Below are 17,649 nucleotides of genomic sequence, written 5' to 3'. Positions count from 1 at the left end.
GTCTCCCGGGCCGCCGCCGCGCCGAGCTGCAGCTTGCTACTACCCCGTCCACCCGCCGCAGGCGGGTGGGCGGGGTCATTGGTCAGTCCTCCGGGTCGCCGACGTCGCCGAGGTCGACGTTCTCGTAGGAGTCGAGGTCTTCCTCGTCGTCGTCCTCGAGCTCGAAGTTCTCGTCGTCGTCGACCACGTGCACGGCCGCCTCCTCGGCGGACGCGGCGGCGCCGTCGAAGCCGACGTCCTGCGCGACCAGTTCGTCATCGTCGTCGCTGTGGGCGCCCTCGTCGGGTGCGACCAGCCGGCCGGAGCGCACGACCCCGATCTCCGGGCCGCCGACGTCTTCGCCGTCCTCGGCGTACGGGTCGACGTCCGGCTCCTCCTGGGCGATCCGCTGGTCCAGCGTCTCCCCCTCCAGCGCCTCCTCGGCCGTCGTACCGAATCCTTCGCCCGCGGACCACTTCTCCGGCGGCGAGTACCCCTCGTCGAGCAGATCGTCGACGCCGCGGTCGTTCAGGGTGTCCTCGGCCTGCAGCTGGTCCTCGTCGTCGACGCTGTAGCTGCCGTAGTCCTCACGGTTGTTCTCGGTCATGGCCCAACCCTGACCTTCGGGCGCCGCCGAAGCAAGCCGGAGCGCACGTGCATCACAATGGGGCGCGTGGATCCGGTCAGGTTGACGTTGGACCAGTTGCGGGAACTGCGTGACGACATCGCACCGCAGGCGGCCCGCCGTTCGCGTGCCTCGATCCGCCGCCGGGTGGAGCGCTGGCAGAGCCGGTTCTTCTTCATCGCCCAGTGCGCGCTCGCCGCGGGGCTGGCGTGGGCCCTGGCCCGGTACGTCGTCGGCCACCGGCAGCCGTTCTTCGCGCCGGTCGCGGCGATGGTCTGCCTCGGGTTCAGCTTCGGCCAGCGGCTGCGCCGGGTCGTCGAGGTGATGGCCGGCGTCGCCGTCGGCGTCCTCGTCGGCGACCTGTTCGTCCGCGTCTTCGGCACCGGTGTCATCCAGCTCGTGCTGGTCATCGCCCTCGCGATGAGCCTCGCCGTCCTGCTCGGCGCCGGCACGCTGATGAGCACCCAGGCCGGCGTCCAGGCCGCGATCGTCACCACTCTGCTCCCGAACCCGAACGCGGCCTTCAGCCGCTGGCAGGACGCGGCGATCGGCGGCCTGGTCGCGCTGGCCGCCGCCACGATCGCCCCGGTCACGGCGATCCGCCGTCCCCGGCAGCAGGCCAACGGGGTCCTGACCGAGCTGGCCGAGATTCTGGTCGAGACCGCCGACGGCCTCCGGGCCCGCAACGAGGAGGCGGTCACCGACGCGCTGCGCCGGGCCCGCGCCAGCGAGTCACTGCTGGACGAACTGCGCAGCGCGGCCGACGAGGGGGTCGCGGTGGTCCGGCTGTCGCCGTTCCGGCGCCGGCACCGTGGCCGGGTCCAGGAGATCGCCGACCTCGTCGTACCGCTGGACCGCGCGATCCGGAACATCCGCGTCCTGGTACGCCGCTGCGCCGTGTCGGTCTGGCGCGACGAGGCGATGCCCGACGAGTACCCGATCCTGCTCGACCGTCTCGCCGACGGCACCCGGCTGATCGGCGAGTCGTTGTTCGAACCCGCCGCCGATGTCGCCGCCCACCGCGTGCTGGGCGAGCTCGGCCGCCGGACGGCGATGATGCCGCTGCCGGCCGGCCTGTCGGCGATCGTCGTCCTCGGCCAGATCCGGTCCACCGTGGTCGACCTGCTCGAACTGACCGGGACGACGTACGACGAGGCCCGCGACCTGGTCCCGCTCCGCCCCGACGGGCTGGATGAGAAGTAGGTCACATCAAAAGTTCTGCCGGATTCCCGTCATAGGCCGGGTCCGGGTGCGTCTCACCGGCATGACGATCCACCGACTGATGACCTCGATGGCCACCGAGCAGGTTCGCCGGCTCGAGGACCTGCTGGCCATCGACACGACCCCGACCACGGACGACCGGAGCGACGCCGCCGCCGAGCAGTAGCTGGCGCGAACCGGACGAACGGATCCCGGCGGCGCACCCGGACGGTCTTGCCCACCGAGCCAGACCGCACGGATGTCGCACACGAACGCAGAGGCGCCCAGTGCGAGGCGCCGCCGGATCCGTCTGGTGCACCGCCACAGAGGTGCACCGCAAACCACCCGCCGGCCGTCCTGACGCCGCTTGCGCGAGGCTCAGGCCGGACCGGCGGGTGGTTTTTTCAGTTGCCGAGGGCCACGGTGATCTCGGTGGTGACCGAGTTGGCGATGAAGCACTCCTGGTGGGCCAGGTGGTGCATCCGCTCCAGCGTCGAGGCGTCCGGCTCCGGGCCGCCCCAGACGATCTTCGGGTTCAGCGTCACCTGCGTGATCGCGAGCCGGCCCGCCTCGTTCGGTGCCATCACCCCGACCGCGTGGTCGTCGTACGCGTCGACGACGAGCCGCTTGCGGGCCGCGATCGCCAGGAAGGTGAGCATGTGGCAGGACGACAGCGCCGCCACGAACGCCTCCTCCGGGTCGACCGGGCCCGGGTTGCCCAGGTACTTCGGGTTGGCCGAGCCCGGCACGCTGATCCCGCCGTCGAAGCGCCACTCGTGGTCACGGTTGTAGGTGTCGTAGGCGAACTCGTGCTCACCACGGCTCCAACTGATGTCGACCATGTGCTCCGACATGTTCGGCTCACCTTTCCGGGACGGCCGTCCGCGTGGTTGCGGTGACGGGATTCGATCGTACGGGAGTGTGCCCGGGCAGCTTGGCGACGAAGTCGCTGTCGTAGCGGGCGGCCATCCCGGCGACCGGGAAGTCCGTGGTCACCCACTGCGCCCCGCTGGCCAGCGCGATCCCGAGCCGCGTGTAGTCCTTGTCGCGGATCGTCGCCATCGGCTCGTCCGACCGGGTCCGGACCAGGTAGCCCTTCTTCACCAGCCGCTGGATCTCGGCCTGGTTCGCGCCCCGCGGGTCGTTGACCTCGGTGACCGCGGCGTCCGGCGCACCCTCGGGACCGCGGGTGAAGACCGCCCGGCCCTCCAGGTTCGGCTTGCCGGCGCTGTAGAGGTCGCGGATCTCACCGGGACCGCCGTTGTCGAAGTAGAACATCACCTGGCCGTGGACACTGCTCAGTTTCGGCCAGCCCTTGGTCAGCACCGACTGCTCCAGCGTCAGTCCCGGCTTGCGGACGTCGTCCGGCGTGAGGAGCTCCTTCTCGGTGAACACCGAGCGGATCTCCGCGTCGACGCTGTCCAGGTTCGCGGCGTCCCACGGCGGGGCCTTCACGCCACCGGCGGCGACCACGTTCGGGTCGGACTGCTTGAGTTCGAGGTTGATCGCGATCGGCACGTGGTTCGGGTGCGCGTCGGACCAGGTCTTCACCTGCCGCAGGCAGAGCACGAAGGTGTCGCAGTTGCTGTTGTAGTCGAAGTCCGGGATGTGCATGACCTTGATCCCGGGCTGGGCCATCGCCGGGTCGGTCAGCGGACCCTGGCCGGTCAGCTTCCGGATCAGCGGGTAGGTGTACAGCCCGCCCTGCGGGTCCGGGAAGAGGTCGAGCTCGAGGGACCGGACGTTCTGGTCCTCCAGCTGCTGGTCGATCGGGGCGTGCGAGTACCAGAGGTCGACCGAGCCCGGGTTGTTCTGCAGCTGGACCTTCTGCTCGTTCGGGCTCAGCTCGCGGTGGTAGGAGTTGTGCGATCCGACCACCTGCATCTGGTTGAGTCGCAGACCCGCCCCCGCGGGCGGCGGGTCGTGCCGGCCGGTGAGCGCCGTACCGGCGAGGTCGGAGGCGGCGAGGCCGGAGGCGGCGACCGCGGCGGAGGCCAGGCCGGCGACCACCGTTCTGCTGATGCGCATGAAGAGTTCCCCTCCTGTGGACAGCGATTGACGGCAATCTGTCACAGTAAGGTGCCAACGTTGTCCCCCCAGAGGATGGACAATGAGCGACATGGTGACTTCGGGCGCGTATCCGCTCCGCCGGACGCCCACGCAGGACCGGGCCAGCCGGCAGGTCGAGCGGATCCTGGACGCGGCCTGCGCCGAGGTGGTCGAGCGCGGGTACGACGCCGCGTCGACGAGCGGGATCGCGAAGCGGGCCGAGATCGCGGTCGGCAGCGTGTACCGGTACTTCCCGGACAAGCGGAGCCTGATCCAGGCGATCGAACGCCGCAACCAGGCCCGCTACTCCGACGCGGTCCGCGAGCGGCTCGCGTCCGTGTCCAGCTGGCGCGCGGCCGTCGACGTCACCCTCGACACGTTCCGGGAGATGCATCGCACCGATCCGGGTTTCCGCGCGGTGGTGCTGAGTGGCCTGGGCGACCCGGACCTGGAGACCCAGCCCGGCGAGTTCGACGACCAGCACGCCGGCGAGTTCGCCGAACTGCTGGCGGCGCGCTTCGGCGCCGACGACACCCGCGAGTTCCGCCTGGCGGTCACGCTGAGCATCGCGATGGGGGAATCCCTGGCGCACCTGGCCGACCGGCTGCCGGCGGCAGAAGCCGACTTCGTGCTCTCGCAAGGGCGTCCGGTGCTCTACAACCTGCTGGCCCCGCACCTGCCGTCCTGACGGCAGGTGCGGAAAAACGAAAGGCCCCCGCCCCGAGGGCGAGGGATGGCCGGAGTCAGCTCTAGGGCTGTGGGACCCGGTCCGCGGACTGTCCGGACCGCGGCCCCAGCTGCGGCCAGTGGCTGACCCGGCCGGCGATGCGGGCCCGGCGGGGCGTCCGGACGTCGTAGCTGACGATGACCCGGTCACCCTTGGCGTAGGTCATCCGGCTCCCGGCCGGGAACTTGCGGGCGACCTCGAACGGTCCCTCACCCCGGCGGGTGCAGTACTCGACGGTGACCTCGGTGTATTCGGCCGGGGCCCCGTTGTCCAGCTGACCGCGGACCGGGCCACGCACCCGGATCACCTGTCCCGCGGTCTTCTCCTCCGTACCCGACGGGGTTTCGTTCCGGCGGAGACCGCCGATCACGTCTGCCGCGATGCAGGCCGTGACCAGCAGCACCAGGCCGAACCCACCGAGCACAACGATCGTCAACATGGCACTCACCCCCGACGCGCCGCCCGCGAGCAGCGCGGTCGTCGTAGTCGAACTGCCTTGCGCGGCCCTTGCCGCACACCGGTGAGACGCCGCCGGCGACCAGTCGGTTCCAGGTCAGGACAAAGATTTCGCCGAGTCAGTTTCCGCCCATGCCGAACTGGTACCGCGGCGGCACCGGCCGGTTGGTCCCGAGGGCTTCCTCGGCGGCCTGCCAGTAGTCCGTGAGCGGGTTCGCGCCCTCGCGGACAGTCGCGAGCTGAATGCCTTCGGCCAGCAGTTCGTGAGCGACCTGTGGATCGCCGGTCTGCAATGCATGCCGGACACGCAGCAACCGGATCCGCGGATCGTCCGGAGCATGTTCGAGCATGCGCTCGGCTCGTACGACGTCCGTGTCCAAGGCGGCGGCGACGGCTTCCGCGACCAGCGGCACAAGGTCGGGCCGGAGCTCGACGGCGCGTTCGTAGTACGACAGGTCGCCGGTCACGAACCCGAGGTTCCGCAGCGCCCACGGGTTGTCGCCGGACCGCAGCCACGCGTCGACCGCACCCTCCACGTCACCGGCGTAGTACCGCGCGACGCCCCGGTGATACCAGACCAGCCAGTTGTCCCCGGCCTCCTCCAGCAACTCCCGCCACGCCACCAACGTCCCATCGGGTACGCCGTCATCCGCGGGCAACCGCCCGTCCAGCAAGGGCAACCACGCGCGCTCCCGGGAGGTCATCGTGTCGTCGGCGAACGGCGTACCGGGCGACACCGTCCATCCTGTCCGCGCCATCTCCAACGCACCCCAGCCCGACCCGACCGCCAGCCGCTCGACCGGCGCGGCATCCGCCACCGCGAGCCACTCCCGCTCCCGCGCCGCCAAGCCGTCGAGCACCGGACGCAGCGCCGAGGCACCCGCGCGACGGGCGACCTGCCAGTCCTCCGCGTGCGCGGCCGCGGGATCCGCCGACATCCGGCCGTAGGCTTCCAGCCAGTGCCAAGAGGTTGCTGCAGGCAACTTCAAGTGCTCCAGCTGCGTCCGCGCCAACCCGGCCTGGATCTCCGCGTAGCCGTGGCCCTCGAGCCCCGGTGCCAGCCACTCCTGCCAGCGCCGGCCGCCGGCTCGCTCACCCCAGACGAACAGCTTCCGCCCCCGCAACCGCTCGGTCGACGCCTGCGCCAGCCCCTGGCCGGACGCGTCCACCGACGCGATCCACGGCCGCTCGCCGGCCCGCGGCTCGAAGAAGAAGTCGACCGCCCGCGGATGCCGCATCGGGTAGGTCAGGTCGATGCCGTCAAACTCGGGGACGCCGACCAGGTCGAGCCACCGGCCGGTCGCGTCGGGCCGATCCGGGGCGTATCCGAACCGCCAGGCCTGGTCCGCCGGCACGAGCACCCGCGTCTCCGGCGACTGCTCGATCGCGATGTTCGACCACCAGTACGCCGGGACCTCGGCGTCGGACGGGTTCTGCAGGCGGATCCCGACGTACAGGAAGTCCGAGTCGGCCGGCAGCCAGAAGTCGAGTTGGGTAACGAGGTTCCGGGTCCGTTCGAGCTCCCAGAGCCGGAGGACCGGCGTACCGTCCGGGCCTTCGACGCGGGCGGCGTGCATCGGGGCGCAGGTGCCGGTCCAGTGGCCGGTGCTGCCGACGTTCCATTCGACGCCGCCGGCGAACCACGCGTTGCGCAGGGCAAGGTTGGCCGGCTGGAAGACGGGATTGCGGTAGAGAAGCTCTCGCCCGCCGGCCTTGTGGACGAGCGAGTAGAGCCGGCCACCGAGGCTGGGTAGGACGGTTGCGCGCAGGTGGTCGTTCTCCAGGACCAGGGCAGGGAAGGCGGTGTCGGCCGGCGAGCGGTCGTAGCCGTCCTGGTTGAGGCACGGCAGCGTGCTGTGCAGACGCCCGTACTGGATGTTCTCTTGCAGGTCTTGCGGGAGCGAGGAGAGGTTCTGCACCTGGTGGAGTTCCTGCTGGGTGCGGAGCGGGGCGAGGGGGTTCTCCGGTCCGAGGGAGGCGGCGGGCAGGACAAGCTCAGCTGCGGAAAGGATCGTCACATCCTCATCCTTTCAATTGCGCTATACATTGAGCCATGGACGCCGATGTGATCGTGGTCGGGGCGGGGTTGGCCGGGCTGGCCGCGACCGCCGAGCTGGCCGACGCGGGCCGGAAGGTACTGCTGCTCGACCAGGAACCCGAGGCCTCACTCGGCGGCCAGGCGTTCTGGTCGTTCGGCGGGCTGCTGTTCGTCGACTCCCCGGAGCAGCGCCGGATGGGGATCAAGGACTCGCACGACCTCGCGCTGCAGGACTGGCTCGGCTCGGCCGGGTTCGACCGGCTGGACGACGAGGACAAGTGGGCCCGGCAGTGGGCCGAGGCGTACGTCGACTTCGCGGCCGGCGAGAAGCGTCCGTGGCTGCATGACCAGGGAGTGCGGTTCTTCCCGGTCGTCGGCTGGGCCGAGCGGGGTGGCTACAACGCCGACGGTCACGGCAACTCGGTCCCGCGCTTCCACATCACCTGGGGCACCGGGCCGGGCCTGGTCGCGCCGTTCGAGCGGCGGGTCCGGGAGGCGGTCGCGAAGGGTCTCGTCGAGTTCCGCTTCCGGCACCGCGTGGACGAGCTGACCGTCACCGGCGGAGTGGTCGACGGCGTGTCGGGCAAGGTGCTGGAGCCGTCCACGGTCGCGCGCGGGGTGTCGAGTTCACGTGTCGAGGTCGGGGACTTCAGCCTGACCGCGCAGGCCGTGATCGTCACGTCGGGCGGCATCGGCGGCAATCACGACCTGGTCCGCGCGCAGTGGCCGGAGCGGATGGGGCAGCCGCCGAAGCGGATGATCTCCGGCGTCCCGGCGCATGTGGACGGCCGGATGCTCGCGATCACCGAGCAGGCCGGCGGCCGGTACGTGAACCGCGACCGGATGTGGCACTACACCGAAGGCATCCAGAACTGGAACCCGATCTGGCCGATGCACGGCATCCGGATCCTTCCCGGCCCGTCGTCGCTCTGGTTCGATGCCACCGGCAAGCGACTGCCGGTGCCGCTGTTCCCCGGCTTCGACACTCTCGGCACGCTCGAGCACATCATGCGCACCGGGTACGACTACACCTGGTTCGTGCTCACCCAGAAGATCATCGAGAAGGAGTTCGCCCTCTCCGGCTCGGAGCAGAACCCGGACCTGACCGGCAAGGACATCAAGGGTGTGCTCGGCCGCGCCCGGGGCGGGGCGACCGCACCGGTGCAGGCCTTCATGGACAAGGGCGCCGACTTCATCGTCCGCGCCAACCTGCCCGACCTGGTCCGCGGGATGAACGACCTGACCGGCGACAAGCTGATCGACCTGGACGACCTCGAACGCCAGATCGTCGCCCGCGACCGCGAGATCACCAACACGTTCACCAAGGACCTGCAGATCACCGCGCTGCGCGGCGCCCGGAACTACCGCGGTGACAAGCTGATCCGGGTCGCGTCACCGCACCGCATCCTCGATCCCAAGGCCGGCCCGCTGATCGCCGTCCGGCTGAACATCCTCACCCGCAAGTCCCTCGGCGGTCTCCAGACCGACCTGGACTCCCGCGTGCTGCGCGCCGACGGTACGCCGCTGCCCGGGGTCTACGCGGCCGGTGAGGTCGCCGGCTTCGGCGGCGGAGGCATCCACGGCTACCGCTCACTCGAAGGCACCTTCGTCGGAGGCTGCCTCTTCACCGGCCGGACGGCGGGTCGCGCGGCCGCCAAGGCGGTGTCCTAAGGGGACATCAGACCGCGCCGGGTTGTGTGCTCCGATCCTCTGTCTGGCGAACGAGGCGACTCCTAGCGTGACGCCATGCGCCGCCTCCTCGCTCTGTTCTCCGCCGTCCTGCTGCTCACGGGTGTGACCGTGCCGGCCGACGCCCATCGACTGGTCCGCGTCCCCGGTGCCGAGTACCAAGAGGTCGCACACCTGGACGATCTGACCACGGCCGGGACCGTGGCCTCCGGTCGCACCAACCCGGCCGACTACGCGGGTCTCACCCACGCCGGTCTGCCGTCGCCGTCAGGGGTGCCGGGGATCCAGATCGACGGCTACTTCCCGGACAACTCGCGCACGAACACCAACCACGGCTGGAACCACGACTCCCAGTTCGTGATCCGGCTGCCGCGGCGGTGGAACGGGGGCCTGGTCGTCTCCGGGTCGCCCGGTGTGCGAGCGCAGTACGCGAACGACAAGGCGATCTCGGACTACGTGCTCTCCCTGGGCTATGCGTACGCCGGGACCGACAAGGGCAACACCGGCGCACAGTTCTACACCGACGGCCTGCGTCCCGGCGACGCGATCGTCGAGTGGAACGTCCGTACGACGCAGCTGACCCGGGCCGCGAGGGCCACGATCGCGCAGTACTACGGCCGCCCGGCCCGTGAGGTGGTTGCCGCCGGCATCTCGAACGGCGGCTACCTGGTCCGTTGGCAACTCGAGAACCACCCTGAGCTCTACACCCGCGGGGTCGACCTCGAAGGAACGCTCTGGACCGTGCAAGGGCCCAACCTGTTCACGTTCCTGCCGCCCGCGATCAGGGGCTATGAGCAACATTCTCCGGAGCTCATCACCGGCGCCGGCTTCGATCCCCGGTCGGACTTCCTGTGGGACTATCACTACGCGGTCTACTGGAAGCTGACCCAGCGGATCTACGCCGCCGAGCTCGACCCGACGTACACCGGCACCGAGGCCGGCTACGACTACGCGCACCGGCCGGAGGCCCACCAGGCGATCAAGCGGATCGCGCTGACCGGGAAGATCGGCAAGCCGCTCGTCACCATCCACGGGACCTACGACAGCCTGCTCCCGATCACCCAGGACTCCGACGTGTACGCCGCGATGGCCCGCGACACCGGCCTGCACACGTACCAGCGGGTCGAGGCAGGCAACCACGTCGACGGCCTCGTCGACGCCTACCCCGACCGGCTGACACCCCTCGTTCCGCTGCTGCGGGAGGCGATCAGAACACCATCGTGAGCAGGTCGGCGAACAGTTCCTGTTCGTCGATCTCCAGCCCGCGGTTGGTGAACCAGGTCGCCATGTTGTGGCAGTCCCGCAGCAGGAAGTCCATGCCCTTCGGGTTGCCGACGATGTCGACCACCTGCGGGAGGTCGATCATCACGATCCGGTCCCCCTGGGCGAGGACGTTGTACGGCGACAGGTCGCCGTGGGCCAACCCCGCCCGGGCCAACTCGCGCATCCCGTCGCGCAGTTGCTCGAAGTACTGACCGAGCAACTCCTTCGACGGCCGGACCTGGGCGAGCCGTGGCGCGGCCCCGCCCTCGCCGTCGTCGATGAACTCCATCAGCAACTCGGTGCCGTCCACCTGGACCGGGTACGGCACCGGGACCCCGGCCTTCCACAGCCGGCACAACGCGTCCCACTCGGCGTAGGCCCAGTGCCCGGCGGCGACACTGCGGCCGTGCGCGGTCTTCTTCTGCATGGCGCGGCTGTCCCGGCTGTTCCGGGTGCGCCGGCCTTCGACGTACGACGTACTGCGGTGGAAGGACCGGTGTTCCTCGGTGCGGTACCGCTTCGCGGCCAGCAGGGAGGAACGCGCGGGGTTGTCGCCGATGGCTTCGACGGCCCGCTCGACCAGGAAGACGTCGGCTTCCTTGCCGGTTTTGAGGACGCCGAGCTCGGTGTCGATCGCAGCCTGTTCCGTCACGACCCAGTCGGGTCGTGGATCCGGGCCGCGAGAACCGCGCTCGACGTCCAGCCAGGTGGACCACCGCTGATCCGGCCCGAGCGTCTCGTCCACTTCCTGGAAGTGGAAGACGAACGCGTCGGCTGGATCTGGTTGGGACTCGTCGCTGGTGAAGTCCGCCCAGCGGGAGTCGAAGTCGGTGAGGTTGCCGGAAAGGTCGTGCGAAGAACTAGACGCTGTACGGAAGACGTCTGAAGACATCTGGAGTGCTCCTGAACGGTGAGGTGAGACTGACGCGGACATGCCGCAGCACAGTGATGGCCATCCGTCAGCCCTCCTTAGGTCCAGGCAGCGCTCGTCGCCGCTCGGTCGAACCAGGATGCACGCCCGCCGCGGGGCGCGCAAACCATTTAACGCAGCTGGGAACGTCCGGTCGGCCGCAGCCGCAACTCCTGGGCCGGCGCCACCGTTCGGCAGACGAGCTCGGGCAGCACCTGCCGCTGCCACACCGCGGAGGCCGCGAGCCGCCGGCGATGGTCGTCGTACGCCGCGTCGTCGTCGAAGCGGGCGAACCACGCGAGGACGACTTCGTCCCGCAGCGGCAACGCCGGAAAGTTGTTCTCGGCAACCAAGGTCTCGAAGACCGCGACCGGCTCGGCACCGGTGCCCGTCAACGCGGGGACCACGTGATCGGTGAAGTACTCGACGAAGCCGTCGTCGGGCGAACCGCGGTGGTACACGGCTCCGGCGACGACGGAGCCCGGGACTTCCGCCGTACCTCGCGGTGGGCGGGGTGAATCCAGGCGGGGATAGTCAGCGCCCAGCCACACCGGCTTGAGCAGGAGCGCATTGTCGGAGTCGATCATCGTCTTGTTGGCGGTCGCCGCGTGCTCGCGCCAGATCGGTCCGTAGTAGAAGGCGTTCAGCGCGTCGGCCCTGGCCGGCAGGTCGGTGAAGCCGCGGATCCAGACGAAGCGGTCCGGGTCGTCGAGGTCGCGGAACTGGCCGGCGATGTGCATGCCGGCCGCTTCCTGTCCTTCGACGAAATGCTCGTCGAAGACGTCGATCAGGGTGTCGCGCTGCCCGGGATGCAGCGTGTATTGGCGCAGGTCGACCACGGCGCAGCACTCGTCCATGAATCGTAGTGAAGCAGCTATACCTGACAACCGCTGTCAGTGTTCACAGCTGACCGAAACCCGCATTGCCGGTTCACGACAGCCGAAGTACTTACGTGACGGCTGCGATCCCTCGCACACTCGGGAGATCCCGACGGCGCTATCAGGTGCGCCGAGCCGCGAGAAGGGCAACGGCAGATGAACAGATTCGGCACCAGGGTGCTCGCCGCACTCGCCGTCGCCTCGATCGGCGTGACGGGCTCCGCGGTCACCGCGCAGGCGGAGACGGTCGCGGCGCCGGCGGCGCGAACGGCGACCGCTACCGCCGACCAGAGTGTCCAGGCGAAGGTCGCGGCTGCTCTGGCCCGGAGCAACTTGCCCGCGGACGCCAAGGATCGGATCACCGCGCTCGTCGCTCAGTTGCCGGCCGACATCGACACCCAGCTCGACGCAGCGACCGCACCGCTTCGGCACCAGGCTTCGACCGCCTACTCCGACATCGTCAACTCGGTCATCAACCCCGGTGACTACCAGTGCGGTTCCACTCCGTTGAATGACTGGCTGCTCGGACAGCTCAAGGGGGTGGACCCCATTATTCTGGCCGTCCTTGTCCTCTTCCACGGTTTCGATCTGCCGACGTACGAGGCACTCTTCTTCGGCGCGGAGAACCGGTCGAACCAATTCGGCGTCGACGGCTCGTACACCCAGCCCCTCACGAGCGAGATGAAGGATCTGCGCCGCTTCTGGGACATCGACGGCTCGCGCATCGAACTGGTCCCGATGAAGAGTGACATCTTCTCGAGCGTCGACCGGATGGCACAGGTCTACACGAAGATCTACCCGTCCCCCGAGTTCGCCCGGGCGCTTGCCCAGCTCGTTCACCAACTGATCGCCTCGACCCCGGCGCTGCAGAACGGCAGGAACCCGTTCTTCACCTTCAATGCGTTCGCCTTCGACCCCGCGCAGGAGCCGGAGCCGCTCGGCAGCCTGCCGACGAAGAAGATCCTCATCGGCGACGGCGTCCTGCAGGGCACCGCTGCGATCGGGCTCGACGACAAGGTGGCGCCGCGGGCCATTCTCGCGCACGAGTACGGCCACCAGATCCAGTACGCCAAGGGCCTCACGGTCAGTGATCTGCCGGCAGGTGCGGAGCAGAGCCGCCGGCTCGAGCTGATGGCCGACGCGCTCGGCACGTACTTCACCGTCCACTCGCGGGGCGAGGCACTGAACGCGGCGCGGACCCTGACCGACCAGCAGACGTTCTACAACGTCGGCGACTGCGGGTTCACCGCCCCCATCCATCACGGCACGCCGCTGCAGCGGTTCCGGACGGCCGAATGGGCCGTCTCGGTCGTCGACGGCGCGCCCGATCAAGGCCATATCCTGCCGAGCGTCCAGTTCGCCGCGATGTTCGACCAGCAGTTGCCGACCCTCGTCGCCCCGGACGCCAACTGACCTCCATCGCTCGACTGTCCTTCTGCGCCTCTCGCGCAGGACAAGCAACCCGGTCGGACTCAGCCACCGTTGGGGCAGCGGGACCGGGTTCGCTCCTACCGGACGCATCTCCTGGGAGGAGCACCGGCCACGGGACCGGCGGCGGCCACCGGGCCGCAGCCGGTCGCCCGGCAACGGCCGGTACCGCTGGAAGCGCCGCCAGGATCGGTGTCTGAGCCGATCCTGGCGACGTCGAAGCAGACGCTTCGCCGACTCGCCACCCGCGCGCACGTTTCAAACACCTGTAACAGCTGGGTACTTGAAAGCGGCGGCCGAGTTTGATCTGGTGGAGACAAGTGGTTCAGCCGTGATGCCACCGACCTGCACGACGACACGACGAGGTTTCTCCCGTGACGATCGCAGCTGTCAGCGCTGACGCCTCCAAACAGCGCATTGCCGACGAGACCCATGAACTCCTGCTCGAAGCCGACGGCACACCGGATCCGCGCCACCAGGAACTACTGGACGAGGTGGTCATCCTGAACGCTCCGGTAGCCCGGTCGATCGCGTCGCGCTACCGCAGCAAAGGTGTCGACGCCGACGACCTCGAACAGGTCGCCTACCTCGGCCTGGTCAAGGCCGCGAACGGCTACCGGATCAACGCGTCCACAGCCTTCCTGTCGTACGCCGTCCCGACGATCAGAGGCGAGCTGAAGCGGTACTTCCGCGACTGTGCCTGGACCGTGCGGCCACCGCGCCGGGTCCAGGAGGTCCAGGGCAGTATCGCCGCGGCGGAGCCCGAGCTGATCCAGCGCCTCGGCCACGTTCCCACCGACGCCGAGACCGCGGCGGCCCTCGGGACGGACGCCGCCGAGATCGCCGAGGCCAGCTCGGTGCGCGGCTGCTTCAACACGCTGTCCCTGGACGCGCCCGGCTCGGTCGAGGGCGGCACCAGCCTGCTCGAGACCGTCGCCGACAGCGAGGACGGCTACGACCTGGTCGAGAACGTGCACACCCTGACGCCCGCGGTCGCGAGCCTCGGCGACCGGGACAAGCGCATCCTCGAGCTGCGCTTCCGCAACGGGTTCACCCAGGAGGAGATCGGCCAGGAGCTCGGCGTCAGCCAGATGCAGGTCTCCCGGCTGCTCCGCGGCATCCTGGACCGCCTCCGCGCCGACCTGGCCGCGCCGGACGGCGTACCGAACAACGGGTAGTGGTCCCGCCCCACTCGACCAACACCGCTGGGAGAAGAAGTCCGGCGGCGATCTGAGGCCGGTACTACCCGCTCGTCGGTACGGTACCGTCGGCAGGGTGGACTTCGAGGAGGCGGCGGATGCGCTCTACGCGTCGCCGGCGGCCGACTTCATTGCTACTCGCAACGAGCTGGCGAAGCAGCTGAAGGCGGACGGCGACCAGGTCGGATCGACCCGCCTGAAGGCGATGCGCAAGCCGACCGTCGCCGCCTGGGTGACGAACCTGCTGGCCCGCAACCTGCCGGACGAGCTGGACGACCTGCTCGCGCTCGGCGACGAGTTCCGCGAGGCGACCGCCGATCTCGACGGCGACCGGTTGCGGGAGCTGACGCCGAAACGCCACCAGATGCTGGACAAGCTGGCCAAGGAGGCCACCCGGCTGGCCGACGAGGAAGGCCAGAAGGTCAGCGCCGACGTCGGGCAGAAGCTGCGCGAGACGCTCGATGCCGCGCTGATCGATCCGGCCGCGGGTGACGCCGTCCGTGAAGGCCGGTTGAGCAGCGCGCTGCGGCACGTCGGCTTCGGCGTCGTCGACGAGAACGGTGAACCCTCCAACGTCACCCCGCTCACCGACGAACGCCGCCAAGCCGCCCGGGACCGCCGCAAGGCCCAGGTGGACGCCGAGGAGGAGACGGCGGCCGCACGCAAGAAGCGCGAGGCGGCAGAACGCGAGGAAGAGGAGCGCGAGACCGCCCGGAAGGCGAAGGCGAAGAAGGCCTTCGAGGACGCGGTTACCGCGGCGCAGGAGGCCGAGGCGAAGGTCGAGGACCTCGACACCCAGCTCGACGAGGCCCGCGAGGCCCTCGCCGACGCCCAGGAGCTGGTACGCCGCCTCGGCGCCCAACTGGACGACGCCCGCAGAACCGCCCGCGACGCCCAGAAGGAAAGCCGCGAGGCCCGAAAGCGCTACAACCGCCTCTGACCTGGGTACCGGCTCTGGCGACACGGAGAGGAGCCGGCGATGGCACGGTCGATCTGGAGTGGATACATCACCTTCGGGCTGGTCACAGTGCCGGTCGGGCTGTACAGCGCGACGAAGGAGCACGAACTCGACTTCCACCAGTTCCAGAAGGGCACGTCGGACCGGATCCGCTACAAGCGGGTGAACGAACGGACCGGCCGCGAGGTCGACTACGACAAGATCGTCAAGGGCCACGACGTGGGCAGCGGCGAGTACGTGATCGTCGAGCCGGAGGAGCTGGACAACATCGCTCCCGGCAAGTCCCGCTCGCTGGAGATCGACACCTTCGTCGACCTGGACGAGATCGACCCGATGCACTTCCAGAAGAGCTACTACCTGGGCCCGAAGGACGCGGAGAACGCGTCGTCGTACGCCCTGCTGCGGGATGCGCTGGCGAAGACGAACCGGGCCGGGATCGCGAAGTTCGTGATGCGGGGCAAGGAGTACCTGGCCACGATCCGGGCCGACGGCAAGGTTCTGGTGCTGGAGACGATGTTCTTCGCCGACGAGATCCGCGATCCGGAGAAGGAGGTCGGCGATCTCCCCCGGAAGTCGACCGGCGGCAAGCAGCTCTCGATGGCGGTCGACCTGATCGAGGCGATGAGCGGCGAGTGGAAGCCGGCCGCCTACAAGGACACCTACACCCAGCGCGTGCAGAAGCTCGTCGACACCAAACGCAAGGGCAAGGAGGTCGTCTTCACCGAGGAGGAGCCGGAGGCCACCACCCCCACCGACCTCGTCGCCGCCCTCCGCGCGAGCGTCGATTCCGCCCGCAAGTCCCGCACCTCCCGCCCTTCCCGCGCGACGAAGAAGACCGCCAAGAAGAAGTCCACGACCCGGAAGAAGGCCGCCTGAGCTTTACCGCCTAGAGTCGCCGCTCGTGCACACGGGCGAGCTTCTCCTCGGCGGCGCGGTACTTCTCGGGGCCTCGGTTCAATGGCTGACGGGGATGGGGTTCGCGCTGGTCGCCGTGCCCGCGCTGGTCCTGCTGCTCGGCCCGGGCGACGGCGTCGCGCTCGCCAACTGCGCCGCCGGCGTCATCTGCCTGGCCGGGCTGACCAGCGGCTGGCGCCGGGTCCGGCTGAAGGCGATGGTTCCGCTGATCCTCGCGTCCGCCTGCACCGTGCCACTCGGCACCTGGTTCTCCGACCACCTGCCCGAGCCGGTGCTCCTCGCCACCATGGGCGCCCTGGTGACACTCGCCGTACTCCTGATCCTGCGCGGCCTCCGCGTCCCCGCACTCAACGGAACCAGGGGTGCACTCGGAGCGGGCGCGGCCGGCGGATTCATGAACGCTTCCGCTGGTCTCGGCGGACCGCCGGTCTCCCTGTACGCCGTCAACGCGGGCTGGACGATCCACGAGTTCGTTCCGAACGCACTCTTCTACGGCGTCGTCGTCAACGCGTTCTCCATCGCCACCAACGGGCTGCCCAGCCTCAGCACTGGCACGTGGGTCGTCGCGGTCGCCGGGCTGACCGTCGGCGCCGTCGTCGGCAGGACGTTGGCCGGCCGGGTCTCCGAGCCACGGGCTCGCCTGCTCGTTCTGTCCCTGGCCTTGATCGGTGGCGTGTCCACCTTGGTCAAAGGGGTGTGGGGCCTTCTCCTGGCATAGGGAGGAGATAGGTGCTCGGGTTGGCGGGGGCGCCGGCGTCGAGCCAGCGGTGGAAACCGTCAGGGTTGCGGCGTTCGAATTCGTCCAGGCAGATGCGGCGTACTTCGGCGACTGCCTGGCGGTCCCGTGGTCCGGCACCTTGCGCCAACTGGGTCGCGGTCTCGGTCCAGACGCCGCAGAGCTCCTCGATGCTGAGCGGGCACTGCAGTGAGGCGATCAACTGCTCGTCCTCGACGAACTGCGCCTCGCTCAGCCGCGCGAGCTTCCGCTGGTGCCGCGACGTCCGCGGCCGCCGCTCCGGTACGACGAGGTCGATCAGCACGAACACCGCCGCGAAGACCAGCGCCACCGCGAGCCCGAGCGCACCCCACGCGAGCAACCGCACCAGCCCCGGCAGGCACAACACGGCCGCCGCCGCGGTCGCCGCGACCACCGCCGCCGACTCGTACGGCACTTCGTCCGACACGTGCCGGATCACCGCGGCGAGCGGCCAGACCAGCGCGAACACCACGGCCAGCAGGATCGCCGCGGCCAGCGGGCCCAGCAGCAGGACACCCGCCAGCACCCCGGTGGTCCCCACTCCGAGACCAGCCGCGATCGCCATCCGCCGCACCCGC

General features: G+C 69.6%; 18 protein-coding genes. 10 read left to right on the top strand and 8 right to left on the bottom strand.

The features are described from left to right. Positions 1 to 82: 82 nt before the first annotated feature. Entirely contained in the window at positions 83 to 586 is a 504-nt protein-coding gene (locus ACZ6O0_RS11775) for a DUF5709 domain-containing protein (protein ID WP_465764811.1), read from the bottom strand. 66 nt (positions 587 to 652) lie between these two features. On the opposite strand from ACZ6O0_RS11775, the gene ACZ6O0_RS11770 reads away from it, so the two are divergent. Next, on the top strand, positions 653 to 1,807 hold the full coding sequence (locus tag ACZ6O0_RS11770; protein ID WP_465764810.1) for an FUSC family protein: 1,155 nt from the start codon (positions 653 to 655) through the stop codon (positions 1,805 to 1,807). Between the two features lie 61 nt (positions 1,808 to 1,868). Next, complete coding sequence (locus ACZ6O0_RS11765) at positions 1,869 to 1,991, top strand: hypothetical protein (RefSeq protein ID WP_465764809.1); 123 nt, start codon at positions 1,869 to 1,871, stop codon at positions 1,989 to 1,991. A 217-nt stretch (positions 1,992 to 2,208) separates the two neighbouring features. Here the strand turns inward: ACZ6O0_RS11765 and ACZ6O0_RS11760 are convergent, their stop codons facing one another. Then, the gene (locus ACZ6O0_RS11760; RefSeq protein ID WP_465764808.1) at positions 2,209 to 2,658 is read right to left on the bottom strand and encodes an OsmC family protein; all 450 of its coding nucleotides are present in this window, start codon (positions 2,656 to 2,658) and stop codon (positions 2,209 to 2,211) included. Positions 2,659 to 2,665: 7 nt separating this feature from the next. Next, positions 2,666 to 3,832 (bottom strand): phosphatidylinositol-specific phospholipase C1-like protein, encoded by a 1,167-nt coding sequence (locus ACZ6O0_RS11755; RefSeq protein ID WP_465764807.1) that lies wholly within the window; start codon positions 3,830 to 3,832, stop codon positions 2,666 to 2,668. 82 nt (positions 3,833 to 3,914) lie between these two features. On the opposite strand from ACZ6O0_RS11755, the gene ACZ6O0_RS11750 reads away from it, so the two are divergent. Next, positions 3,915 to 4,541 (top strand): TetR/AcrR family transcriptional regulator, encoded by a 627-nt coding sequence (locus tag ACZ6O0_RS11750; protein ID WP_465764806.1) that lies wholly within the window; start codon positions 3,915 to 3,917, stop codon positions 4,539 to 4,541. A 61-nt stretch (positions 4,542 to 4,602) separates the two neighbouring features. Here the strand turns inward: ACZ6O0_RS11750 and ACZ6O0_RS11745 are convergent, their stop codons facing one another. Both ACZ6O0_RS11745 and ACZ6O0_RS11740 read right to left on the bottom strand, forming a co-directional pair. Further along, complete coding sequence (locus tag ACZ6O0_RS11745; protein WP_465764805.1) at positions 4,603 to 5,019, bottom strand: DUF3592 domain-containing protein; 417 nt, start codon at positions 5,017 to 5,019, stop codon at positions 4,603 to 4,605. Between the two features lie 136 nt (positions 5,020 to 5,155). Continuing rightward, positions 5,156 to 7,054 carry a DUF5107 domain-containing protein gene (locus ACZ6O0_RS11740; protein ID WP_465764804.1) on the bottom strand — a complete coding sequence of 633 codons (1,899 nt, stop codon included), beginning with the start codon at positions 7,052 to 7,054 and terminating at the stop codon, positions 5,156 to 5,158. Positions 7,055 to 7,089: 35 nt separating this feature from the next. Here ACZ6O0_RS11740 and ACZ6O0_RS11735 point away from each other — a divergent pair, with 35 nt between their 5' ends. Further along, positions 7,090 to 8,745: an FAD-binding dehydrogenase gene (locus ACZ6O0_RS11735; protein ID WP_465764803.1), complete on the top strand. Its 1,656-nt coding sequence runs from the start codon at positions 7,090 to 7,092 to the stop codon at positions 8,743 to 8,745. 75 nt (positions 8,746 to 8,820) lie between these two features. After that, entirely contained in the window at positions 8,821 to 9,987 is a 1,167-nt protein-coding gene (locus ACZ6O0_RS11730) for a prolyl oligopeptidase family serine peptidase (RefSeq protein ID WP_465764802.1), read from the top strand. Here the strand turns inward: ACZ6O0_RS11730 and ACZ6O0_RS11725 are convergent. Then, on the bottom strand, positions 9,971 to 10,918 hold the full coding sequence (locus ACZ6O0_RS11725) for a serine protein kinase RIO (RefSeq protein WP_465764801.1): 948 nt from the start codon (positions 10,916 to 10,918) through the stop codon (positions 9,971 to 9,973). The two genes, ACZ6O0_RS11730 and ACZ6O0_RS11725, sit on opposite strands and share 17 nt — an antisense overlap. A 149-nt stretch (positions 10,919 to 11,067) precedes the next feature. Beyond that, positions 11,068 to 11,793 (bottom strand): NIPSNAP family protein, encoded by a 726-nt coding sequence (locus ACZ6O0_RS11720; protein ID WP_465764800.1) that lies wholly within the window; start codon positions 11,791 to 11,793, stop codon positions 11,068 to 11,070. A gap of 177 nt (positions 11,794 to 11,970) precedes the next feature. Here ACZ6O0_RS11720 and ACZ6O0_RS11715 point away from each other — a divergent pair, with 177 nt between their 5' ends. The 5 genes from ACZ6O0_RS11715 (at position 11,971) to ACZ6O0_RS11695 (ending at position 17,032) form a co-directional block, all read left to right on the top strand. Beyond that, a complete protein-coding gene (locus ACZ6O0_RS11715; protein WP_465764799.1) occupies positions 11,971 to 13,227 on the top strand; it encodes a hypothetical protein in 1,257 nt (418 codons plus the stop codon). A 389-nt stretch (positions 13,228 to 13,616) separates the two neighbouring features. Beyond that, on the top strand, positions 13,617 to 14,420 hold the full coding sequence (locus ACZ6O0_RS11710; RefSeq protein ID WP_465764798.1) for a sigma-70 family RNA polymerase sigma factor: 804 nt from the start codon (positions 13,617 to 13,619) through the stop codon (positions 14,418 to 14,420). A gap of 97 nt (positions 14,421 to 14,517) precedes the next feature. Beyond that, positions 14,518 to 15,381, top strand: a complete 864-nt coding sequence (locus tag ACZ6O0_RS11705) for a hypothetical protein (RefSeq protein ID WP_465764797.1) — start codon at positions 14,518 to 14,520, stop codon at positions 15,379 to 15,381. A gap of 39 nt (positions 15,382 to 15,420) precedes the next feature. Next, on the top strand, positions 15,421 to 16,275 hold the full coding sequence (gene ku, locus ACZ6O0_RS11700) for a non-homologous end joining protein Ku (RefSeq protein WP_465764796.1): 855 nt from the start codon (positions 15,421 to 15,423) through the stop codon (positions 16,273 to 16,275). A 25-nt stretch (positions 16,276 to 16,300) separates the two neighbouring features. Then, positions 16,301 to 17,032, top strand: coding sequence for a TSUP family transporter (locus tag ACZ6O0_RS11695; protein ID WP_465764795.1), 732 nt, complete (start codon positions 16,301 to 16,303; stop codon positions 17,030 to 17,032). Here ACZ6O0_RS11695 and ACZ6O0_RS11690 read toward each other — a convergent pair. Then, positions 17,001 to 17,636 (bottom strand): hypothetical protein, encoded by a 636-nt coding sequence (locus tag ACZ6O0_RS11690; protein WP_465764794.1) that lies wholly within the window; start codon positions 17,634 to 17,636, stop codon positions 17,001 to 17,003. The genes ACZ6O0_RS11695 and ACZ6O0_RS11690 overlap by 32 nt on opposite strands. Positions 17,637 to 17,649: the final 13 nt, after the last annotated feature.

Source organism: Kribbella sp. NPDC048837 (genome assembly GCF_055586945.1).
The sequence above is the reverse complement of the archived record's forward strand: the minus strand, read 5'-3'. Positions and strand labels throughout refer to the sequence as shown.